The organism is Pseudoalteromonas sp. GABNS16E (assembly GCF_028598715.1).
Classification (GTDB): Bacteria; Pseudomonadota; Gammaproteobacteria; order Enterobacterales; family Alteromonadaceae; genus Pseudoalteromonas; species Pseudoalteromonas atlantica.
In genome coordinates, this window is sequence record NZ_JAQREZ010000086.1 from 1 (window position 1) to 9549 (window position 9549).

Below are 9549 nucleotides of genomic sequence, written 5' to 3' on the forward strand. Positions count from 1 at the left end.
ACTTATTACGCACTTCCGACGAGGCGGGAAGATAGATTTTACCCTCGAAGGGTCAAACCCAAACCAAGTAAATACCCCACCAAAAAGAAAAATACCAGTCAGCTTAACTGACTGGCATTAAGCTTAATGCTGGTTTTTTTATAAAAAGCTCACTGCACAATTAACTTATGCGCGTGGTAATTGAATCTTTTTTTCTGCACTTTGACGATACAATACAACAGTGTGACCTATTGTTTGTAGCTTAGTAGCGCCGGTTTCACGAACGATTGCATCAAAAATAAGTGCTTTTGTTTCACGATCGTCAGTAGGTACTTTTACTTTAATCAATTCGTGAATTTCTAATGCACTTTGAATTTCGACTACTACGCCCTCGGTTAAACCGTTAGAACCTAGTAAAACTACAGGCTTAAGGCTATGTGCCTGACCTTTTAAAAACTGCTTTTGTTTGTTTGATAATGTCATGTTTATACAAATTTTGCTGAATATGGCTTGAATTAAGGGTATTCTAACGCCATCTAAAGAATATTACTAATTAGTTGCGTGTTAATTTATGACAAATAAAAAACATTCAGCCAGTTCAAAGCGATGGCTGAAAGAACATTTTGATGATCAATATGTTCAGCAAGCGCAAAAAAAAGGCTGGCGTTCTCGAGCTGTTTTCAAATTAGATGAGATCCAAAATAAAGATAAACTGCTTCGCCCTGGTATGACCGTTGTTGATTTAGGTGCTGCACCTGGCAGCTGGTCACAATACTTAGCCGAGAAAGTATCTGATAAAGGTCAGGTTGTTGCGTGTGACATATTACCTATGGACTCACTTGCGGGGGTTGACTTTTTACAAGGCGATTTTCGTGAAGAAGCCGTACTTGATGCATTGTTAAAACGCATTGATGGTAAAAATGTTGATGTGGTACTCTCTGACATGGCACCAAATATGAGCGGTAATAACTCGGTAGATCAAGCGGGTAGCATGTATTTGGTAGAATTAGCACTTGATATGTGTCATCAAGTATTAAAGAAAAATGGTGCATTTGTTGTTAAAGTGTTTCAAGGTGAAGGCTTTGATCAATACTTGCAAGACGTTCGTAATAGTTTTAAAGCAGTGAAAATACGCAAACCTGATGCCTCACGTGCCCGTTCTCGGGAAGTATATATAGTAGCGACCGGCTACAAACTGTAGTACAGTTGCTTGGCGTTTAGTTGAATTTAAATTAATTGGATACAAGAGGTTAACCCCTTGAGCGATATGGCGAAAAATCTAATACTCTGGCTGGTTATTGCAGTTGTGCTAATGTCAGTATTTCAGAGCTTTAATGGTGGCGATCAAGTTGATCGTCAAACAAGTTACACTCAATTTGTAAAAGACGTGCGTAGCGGCTCTTTACAAGAAGTTATTATTGACCGTGGAACGGGTAATATTACAGGTACTAAAAGCAGTGGTGAGCGTTTTCAAACCACAATGCCAATGTACGATGAAGACTTAATTAATGATTTACTTAAAAATGATGTAAATGTGAAAGGCGTTCAGCCTGAAGAACAATCGTTTTTAGCAAGTATTTTTATCTCTTGGTTCCCAATGTTGCTGCTTATAGGTGTATGGATATTCTTCATGCGTCAAATGCAAGGCGGTGGCGGTAAAGGCGCAATGTCGTTTGGTAAAAGCAAAGCGCGCCTGATGAGCGAAGACCAAGTTAAAACAACTTTTGCTGATGTAGCAGGTTGTGATGAAGCAAAAGACGACGTAACAGAGTTAGTAGACTTTTTACGTGACCCTTCTAAGTTCCAAAAACTTGGTGGTAGTATTCCTAAGGGCGTACTAATGGTGGGTCCTCCTGGTACAGGTAAAACATTACTTGCAAAAGCCGTAGCCGGTGAAGCAAAAGTACCGTTTTTCACCATTTCAGGTTCTGACTTTGTTGAAATGTTTGTTGGTGTGGGCGCATCGCGTGTACGTGACATGTTTGAGCAAGCTAAAAAGGCTGCACCCTGTATTATCTTTATAGATGAGATTGATGCTGTAGGTCGTAAGCGTGGCGCTGGCATGGGTGGTGGACACGACGAACGTGAACAAACACTAAACCAAATGCTAGTAGAAATGGATGGTTTTGAAGGTAACGAAGGTATTATCGTTATAGCGGCAACTAACCGCCCTGACGTACTAGACCCTGCATTACTTCGTCCTGGTCGTTTTGACCGTCAAGTAGTGGTTGGTTTGCCTGATATTCGTGGCCGTGAGCAAATTCTTAAAGTACATATGCGTAAAGTGCCATTAGGCGATAACGTAGAAGCGGCAGTTATTGCACGTGGTACGCCTGGTTTCTCTGGTGCTGATTTAGCAAACCTTGTAAACGAAGCCGCACTTTATGCCGCACGTGGTAATAAACGTGTTGTAAGTATGGCTGAGTTTGATGCTGCTAAAGATAAAATCATGATGGGTGCAGAGCGCAAGACCATGGTGATGAGTGAGCAAGAGAAAGAAATGACGGCTTACCATGAAGCGGGCCATGCTATTGTTGGCCGTATGGTGCCAGAGCACGACCCAGTTTATAAAGTGTCGATTATTCCACGTGGCCGTGCCCTTGGTGTAACTATGTACTTACCTGAACAGGACCGTGTCAGTCATTCTAAAGAGCTTTTAGAGTCAATGATTTCAAGCCTTTACGGTGGCCGAATTGCTGAAGCACTTATCTATGGCGAAGACAAAGTAACAACGGGTGCGAGTAACGACATTGAGCGTGCAACAGATATTGCACGTAAAATGGTAACGCAGTGGGGCTTGAGTGAAAAACTAGGTCCGTTACTTTACGCTGAAGATCAAAACGAGATGTACATGGGGGGCGGCGGTGGTCGCGCAATGAGCATGTCTGATGAAACAGCTAAAGTAATTGATGCCGAAGTACGCTTATTCTCAGACCGTAATTATCAAAGAGCAGAAGATATATTAAAAGAAAATATTGATATTCTTCATGCGATGAAAGATGCATTAATGAAATATGAAACAATTGATGCTAAACAAATTGATGATTTAATGGCGCGTCAGCCTGTGCGTGAACCACGTGATGCACACGACCGTTTAGACGATAAGCCAACTAAAACAGTCGCACCTCAAGAAAAGCCGGATGATGAAAGCCAAAAATCGGATGATTCATCGAAAAAAGATGAAACAAACCTTGATGATAAAGCTGAATAATCGTTAAAATAATACTTTAAAAGCCCCGTACTTCGGGGCTTTTTTGTATCAAATAACTAAAAGGTTGGCGATGACTAACATAATAAACCTTCCCCGTGGGCGTAAACTTAATTTAGAAAAACCATGTGTGATGGGTATTTTAAATGTGACCCCAGATTCATTTTCTGATGGTGGAAAGTTTTTAGATACAGCGCACGCGGTGCAACAGGCAATGCAGTTGTTAGACGAGGGTGCAACTATCATTGATATTGGCGGGGAGTCTACACGTCCAGGCGCGCCAGATGTTAATTTAGACGATGAACTTAATCGTGTGATACCTGCAATAAAAGCCATTAGAGCTAAAAGTGACTGCATAATATCGGTAGATACCAGTAAAGCGCAGGTCATGGAGCAGGCTATTTTAGCAGGTGCTGATATAGTTAACGACGTACGTGCATTACAAGAGCCCCACGCCCTTAGCACACTCGCTAAGTATCCCGATGTAGCAATTTGTTTAATGCATATGCAAGGGCAGCCACGGACAATGCAAAGTGAACCCACTTATACTGACTTGCTAGCGCAAATTAACCTCTTTTTTGAGCAGCGCATAAGCGCATGCGAAACAGCGGGTATTAAGGTGGAGCAACTTATCCTCGATCCAGGTTTTGGCTTTGGCAAAACCCTAGAGCATAATTTTGAAATACTTGCTAAATTTAATGCATTTAATAAATTTGAACTACCGCTTTTAGCAGGTCTTTCACGCAAGTCGATGATAGGTAATTTGCTAAACAGAAAAACAGATGAGCGATTAGCGGGCAGCTTAGCCGGTGCGCTAATTGCCGCGCAAAATGGCGCAAAAATTATTCGTGTACACGATGTAAAAGAAACAGCAGATGTGCTTGGTGTACTCCAAGCTTGCGAAAAAGGAGCTTTATAATGAGCGAAAGAAAATATTTTGGTACCGATGGGGTACGTGGTTTAGTGGGCACAGCTCCAATTAACCCTGAGTTTGCAATGAAATTAGGCTGGGCCGCAGGTCGAGTTTTGTCTCTAAGTGGAACAAAAAAAGTAATTATAGGTAAAGATACTCGTATCTCGGGTTACATGTTAGAAACCGCGCTTGAAGCTGGTTTAATTGCCGCAGGAATAGATGTCGTACTGCTTGGGCCAATGCCAACGCCCGCTGTTGCATATTTAGCGCAAACGTTCAGAGCCGAAGCAGGTATTGTAATTAGTGCATCGCATAACCCTTATTACGATAACGGGATTAAGTTTTTTAATGGCCAAGGCTTAAAATTGGATGACGACGTTGAGCTACAAATTGAAGCGATGCTTGATGAACCAATGACCTGTGTTGCCTCAGATAAGCTTGGTAAAGCCTCGCGCTTAGTAAGTGCTGATGGGCGCTATATTGAATTTTGTAAAAGCCAATTTCCACAAGGCTTATCACTTGAAGGTTTAAAAGTTGTACTAGATTGTGCCAATGGCGCAACCTACCATATTGCTCCGTCGGTAATGCGTGAGCTAGGCGCTGAAGTGATTACTCATGCATGTGAGCCTAATGGGGTGAATATAAACCATGAATGTGGTGCTACACACGTTGATACGTTAAAGCGCAAAGTGCTAGAGCATAAAGCCGATGTGGGTATTGCTTACGATGGTGATGGTGATCGCGTAATGATGGTTGATCACAACGGTCGCGTATTTGACGGTGATGACTTAGTTTACATTATTGCCTGCCAAGCGGCTGAAGATCATATGCTAGGTGGTGGTGTTGTTGGCACGGTTATGTCGAACATGGGGCTTGAAAATGCATTAAAAGCAAAAGGAATTGAATTTGCGCGCAGTAAAGTTGGCGACCGTTATGTAATGGAAATGCTGCAGCAAAAAGGGTGGAGAATTGGCGGTGAAAGCTCAGGCCATGTATTAAACCTCGACTTAATCACCACGGGCGATGGTATCATTTCAAGCCTTCAGGTATTGGCTGCAATGGTGGCTCAAAATCGCACATTACAAGATTTAGGGGCTGGTTTTACAAAGTACCCAATGAAAATGATTAATGTACGTTACACACCTGGCACAGACCCTACACAAGCACCAGAAGTACAAGATGCGGTTGCGCAAGTAGAGCAAGCTTTAGGCCAAAAAGGCCGTGTTTTACTTCGTAAATCAGGCACTGAACCGGTAGTACGTGTTATGGTTGAAGCCGAACAAGAAAAAATAGTCATAGACAGTGCGCAAAAAATTGCAGCAGTTGTCGAATCTATGAGCAAATAAACTGATTGAGAACAATAACCTCTTGTAACTTAGGGCGAGAAAAGTTAATATCTCGCCCGCTTTCTAATCTGGAGTGGAAAATGGCAATACGTAAGGCAATGGTCGCAGGCAACTGGAAAATGAATGGCTCTTTAGAGCTTGTCACTCAACTGTCTGATGCCATTAACAGTGTTAAATCAAATGAGATAGACATTGTTTTATTTCCTCCATTTCCATTAGTATCAGCACTGGTTGACAGTGGTGTTACCACGGGTACCCAAACGCTCAGTGAAAATACCCCAGGCGCCTTTACTGGTGAAGTGGATGCTCAGCTTATTAAAGATTTAGGTGCTAAGTACGTACTCGTAGGTCATTCAGAGCGACGCAGTATTTACAAAGAAAGCAATGCAACCGTAGCCGCAAAATTTGCCCGTGCACAGCAAGTGGGACTAACACCTATCTTGTGTATTGGTGAAAGCGAGAGCGAACAAGAAAACGGTCAAACCGAACATGTGGTTGCTGCACAAATTGATGCAGTAATTGAGAAATTAGGTGTAGCAGCACTCAAAGATTCTGTGATAGCATACGAGCCCGTTTGGGCCATAGGCACAGGTAAGACTGCATCGCCAGAACAGGCACAAGCTGTTCATAAATTTATCCGTGACAAAATTGCTTCATTAGATAGCGATTTAGCACAAGGGCTTACCATCTTGTATGGTGGTAGCGTTAACGAAAAAAATAGCGAATTATTATTTGCACAACCAGATATAGACGGCGGCCTTATTGGCGGTGCTAGTCTAAAAGCAGATTCGTTCACTGCAATCTGTAACAGTGCAAAAGGGACCGTATAAGATGTACGAAATTTTATTAGTAGTTTATTTAGTTGTTGCTTTAGCTTTAGTTGGTATGGTTTTAATCCAGCAAGGTAAAGGCGCAGACATGGGTTCTTCATTTGGTGCCGGTGCTTCGGGCACAGTGTTTGGCTCATCAGGTGCAGGTAACTTCATGACCAAAACAACAACAAGCTTAGCAACAGTGTTTTTTGTTTTAAGTATTGTGTTAGGTAACTTAACTGCCGGTCAAATTAAAAAGACCGATGAGTGGGAAAACCTTGAAGCAGCACCTGCAGTAGAAACTGTAGCGCCAGCAGAAGAAGACGTACCTGTTACTCAACAGCAGAGCTCTGACGTACCAAACTAATTTAGCGTAAAGCTAACGTTAAACGACTTATACTCCTCAAGTAAGTCAATAAGTTTAACACCTAAGCGAAAGCTTAAAAATGCGGATGTGGTGGAATTGGTAGACACGCTACCTTGAGGGGGTAGTGCTTTCGGGCGTGGGGGTTCAAGTCCCCCCATCCGCACCAAATTATAAAACCAGTAGCAGCAATGTTACTGGTTTTTTTATGGGAAACCCCCTATTTGCTCACTTATTAATCGCTTATTCCTTTTAAGGTTTATTAACTTACAATGCTTTGTAGGCACATAATCTAAAAAGCATAATTTACTGTAGTATTGTTTAATGAACTAGCCTGTGTACATTGCTTTTAACTGGCTCCCTGAACAGATAAAAAGGCGCTGCTATCACTATATTTATAAGTAACTTACACCTAATCAAAAGTAACGCCATAGCTATCTTTATCACGCACAATTATTTCCGCTGATCATTTCCTGAAGATTGGCAGATAACTATTAATGCAAATACACCCACATTTTTAAATGAGATATCGTCACCATACCCATATAAAGTTTGCTCCCTGTCTAGACTTTTGCCACCTAATATAGATGCAAAGCCATTTATACAAACTTCAGCACTCGTGTAACTAGGTGCAAGTACGGCATATATTGCTACTGCTACAGATAGTTTTTAAATATATATTTCTTACTTGTCATTTAGCTGTTCATTTCATGGGGACTATAGAAGTGATTTTAGCTTTTATCTAATAATTTTAGCTAGTTAGTAAAAAAGAATTGAGCATTTAGTTTATATTGAAGTTTACAATTGTTAATTTTGAGGTTTTTGTAATCAAAGTTGTTGATTTAATTAAAGTTAAAAATCATTTTATTTTTTTAAAATAGTTTAGCTAATAATTTATAAAATAGTAATTGCTGTTTAATAGGCTGTTTATATTTTATTTATCTTATGTTTTGCTTGTTTGTAAACATTAAACATAGCGCTAAAGCGGATTTTAAGAGAGTGATAACAAGAAAGAGGCTACCTTTATCGATTACGAGTCACTTAAATGTTTATACCAAGCGGTATGCTTAGCTACAGTTTATTTAGTCTTACCCCTTGTTTCTAATCAAATAACAACTTTCTAAACCTGAATTTTAGCTTAACATTATCAATGTATTAGCAAGGTAGTTCAAAGGAAGTGACAGTGATGAAGAGGCTAGCATGGTTAGTATTATGTTGCTTTGCATCCAATGCATACAGTAACGATGAAGTAAGTATTACATTGGTGGGGCATATTTCTCCGGTGTGTGAATTTACCTCACAAAATAATAACCTAGAGTTTTCTTCTGATGGCGTTGCTAATACAACATTAGAGATAAACTGTAATTCGCCAATGCGAATATCAATGCAGTCACTTAATGGCGGTTTGAGTCATGAGCAAAGCAGTAGAATAAGTTCATATAATATTAACTGGAAGTTGGAAGGTGCCAACAATAATGTGTCTGTATCGGCACAGGCAACCAAATCGACATATAGTTTTAATATTAATGATATTTTATTTGATAGCATTGCTGAGATTCAGTTAACTCTAGATGAACCCTTGATATATGCAGGAAGCTACCAGGATGTGATCCGCATAGAAATGACACCATCAGTAGTATCGGGTGGCGTGCTTTAAACGCACATTTATTAAACATAACAAACTATATGTCACATGGATAAGGAATATAACAATGAATAAACTAATCGTAATTTCAGCAATCGCAGCACTATCTTCAGGTTCAGCACTAGCAGAAAACTTAAATGTAGGTGGTGCTGTCGCGTCTGTATGTGAAGTAAGTAATATTGCAACAACGCACTACTTTCCAGCTCTTGCAATGGGGGACAGCACAAGCGTTAACTTTGATTTGAAATGTAATGATGTTGACGGTGCAACACTTACTTTAACTACTTCTGAGGGACACCTTCAAAACGCTGACCATGAAGACAGAGGTGTGGGATACACTGCTCATTTAACAGCAGGCCCTTATGACTTTACTTTGTCAGCTGAAAATGGCATCAATGATCAAAGCGCTTTTCAAAGCAATGGTGGAAGTAACACTTTAGCAACGACAGGCGTAACAGGAATGATTGACCTAGAAGTTACTCAGACTCCTGTATATGCAGGTACGTATGCAGATACTCTAATGCTAACTGTAACAGCAAACTAAAGTTAAATAGAAAAGGCAGTGACTATGCACTGCCTTTATTCAGGAGGGAATTCTATGCATATTTTACTTAGCTTTATATTTTGTTTGCTTTCATTTTCAGTCAGTGCCTTTCAAGTGAGGCCTATGGTAGCCGATCTCAGCTCTCAAGGTAGTCAGTCGCAGCAAACACTTCGAATAATAAACCCATCGGATAAACCCTTAACTATTGATGTTTCTGCTTTTAATATGAGTATAAGTGATGATGGCGTTGAGTCTTTAGAGGTAAACGAAGAAGACTTCTTAATTATTCCTATGACAACGATTATCCCACCGGGAAATAGTCAATCGGTAATCGTTCGATATATTGGGGAGCCCATTATTAACCACTCTAAGTCTTATCGAATTACCGTAGAACAAGTGTCAGTTAACTTGAACGATAATGCGCAGTCTGGGGTTGGTATGTCACTTAGTTTTAGAACGCTATTTAACGTTGTTCCCGATAATGCTAAAGCTAACCTAATAATTAAAGAAAAAAAACAATTAGCAGAAAATCAATGGGGTGTGTCGTTAGAAAACCAAGGGAATAAATATGTACGCCTTTCAAAAGGTCAGTGGAATATTAAATCTAAGGGTATGTAGTGGCATAGTTAATTTGGCCACCCATTAAGAAAGAAATGTTATGCTAATAAGCATACAAATTTGGGTGAAAAAATGACGAAATTAAAACGCGCAACGTATTCTGCGGCAATCAAGTTAGAA

10 protein-coding genes, 1 tRNA gene and 1 pseudogene are annotated in these 9549 nt (G+C 40.3%); 10 read left to right on the top strand and 2 right to left on the bottom strand.

Features of this window, described 5'->3' with window-relative positions; all coding sequences use genetic code 11:
* Nucleotides 1–165 precede the first annotated feature (165 nt).
* The gene (yhbY, locus tag PSI06_RS19970) at nucleotides 166–462 is read right to left on the bottom strand and encodes a ribosome assembly RNA-binding protein YhbY (protein ID WP_004587346.1); all 297 of its coding nucleotides are present in this window, start codon (nucleotides 460–462) and stop codon (nucleotides 166–168) included.
* 88 nt (nucleotides 463–550) lie between these two features.
* Here yhbY and rlmE point away from each other — a divergent pair, with 88 nt between their 5' ends.
* The 7 genes from rlmE to PSI06_RS20005 all read left to right on the top strand — a co-directional run bounded on the left by rlmE (nucleotide 551) and on the right by PSI06_RS20005 (nucleotide 6791).
* On the top strand, nucleotides 551–1180 hold the full coding sequence (gene rlmE / locus PSI06_RS19975; RefSeq protein WP_004587345.1) for a 23S rRNA (uridine(2552)-2'-O)-methyltransferase RlmE: 630 nt from the start codon (nucleotides 551–553) through the stop codon (nucleotides 1178–1180).
* Nucleotides 1181–1246: 66 nt separating this feature from the next.
* Entirely contained in the window at nucleotides 1247–3190 is a 1944-nt protein-coding gene (gene ftsH / locus PSI06_RS19980) for an ATP-dependent zinc metalloprotease FtsH (RefSeq protein WP_273604733.1), read from the top strand.
* Nucleotides 3191–3260: 70 nt separating this feature from the next.
* A complete protein-coding gene (folP, locus tag PSI06_RS19985) occupies nucleotides 3261–4106 on the top strand; it encodes a dihydropteroate synthase (protein WP_273604732.1) in 846 nt (281 codons plus the stop codon).
* Nucleotides 4106–5446, top strand: coding sequence for a phosphoglucosamine mutase (gene glmM / locus PSI06_RS19990; RefSeq protein ID WP_273604731.1), 1341 nt, complete (start codon nucleotides 4106–4108; stop codon nucleotides 5444–5446). The genes folP and glmM overlap by 1 nt, the downstream gene beginning before the upstream one ends.
* Before the next feature lie 80 nt (nucleotides 5447–5526).
* Nucleotides 5527–6276: a triose-phosphate isomerase gene (gene tpiA / locus PSI06_RS19995; protein WP_055253015.1), complete on the top strand. Its 750-nt coding sequence runs from the start codon at nucleotides 5527–5529 to the stop codon at nucleotides 6274–6276.
* A gap of 1 nt (nucleotide 6277) precedes the next feature.
* Nucleotides 6278–6625, top strand: coding sequence for a preprotein translocase subunit SecG (gene secG / locus PSI06_RS20000; protein WP_004587340.1), 348 nt, complete (start codon nucleotides 6278–6280; stop codon nucleotides 6623–6625).
* Nucleotides 6626–6706: 81 nt separating this feature from the next.
* Nucleotides 6707–6791, top strand: a tRNA-Leu gene (locus PSI06_RS20005).
* A gap of 292 nt (nucleotides 6792–7083) precedes the next feature.
* Here PSI06_RS20005 and PSI06_RS21740 read toward each other — a convergent pair.
* Nucleotides 7084–7270, bottom strand: a pseudogene (locus tag PSI06_RS21740) (hypothetical protein); the annotation flags it as partial.
* A gap of 538 nt (nucleotides 7271–7808) precedes the next feature.
* Between PSI06_RS21740 and PSI06_RS20010 the strand changes: the two are divergent.
* From PSI06_RS20010 to PSI06_RS20020, 3 genes are read left to right on the top strand one after another with little or no spacing between them, the layout of a single operon-like run.
* The gene (locus tag PSI06_RS20010; protein WP_273604734.1) at nucleotides 7809–8279 is read left to right on the top strand and encodes a hypothetical protein; all 471 of its coding nucleotides are present in this window, start codon (nucleotides 7809–7811) and stop codon (nucleotides 8277–8279) included.
* Nucleotides 8280–8334: 55 nt separating this feature from the next.
* Nucleotides 8335–8811, top strand: a complete 477-nt coding sequence (locus tag PSI06_RS20015; protein ID WP_273604730.1) for a hypothetical protein — start codon at nucleotides 8335–8337, stop codon at nucleotides 8809–8811.
* A 54-nt stretch (nucleotides 8812–8865) separates the two neighbouring features.
* Nucleotides 8866–9429, top strand: a complete 564-nt coding sequence (locus tag PSI06_RS20020) for a molecular chaperone (protein ID WP_273604729.1) — start codon at nucleotides 8866–8868, stop codon at nucleotides 9427–9429.
* Nucleotides 9430–9549: the final 120 nt, after the last annotated feature.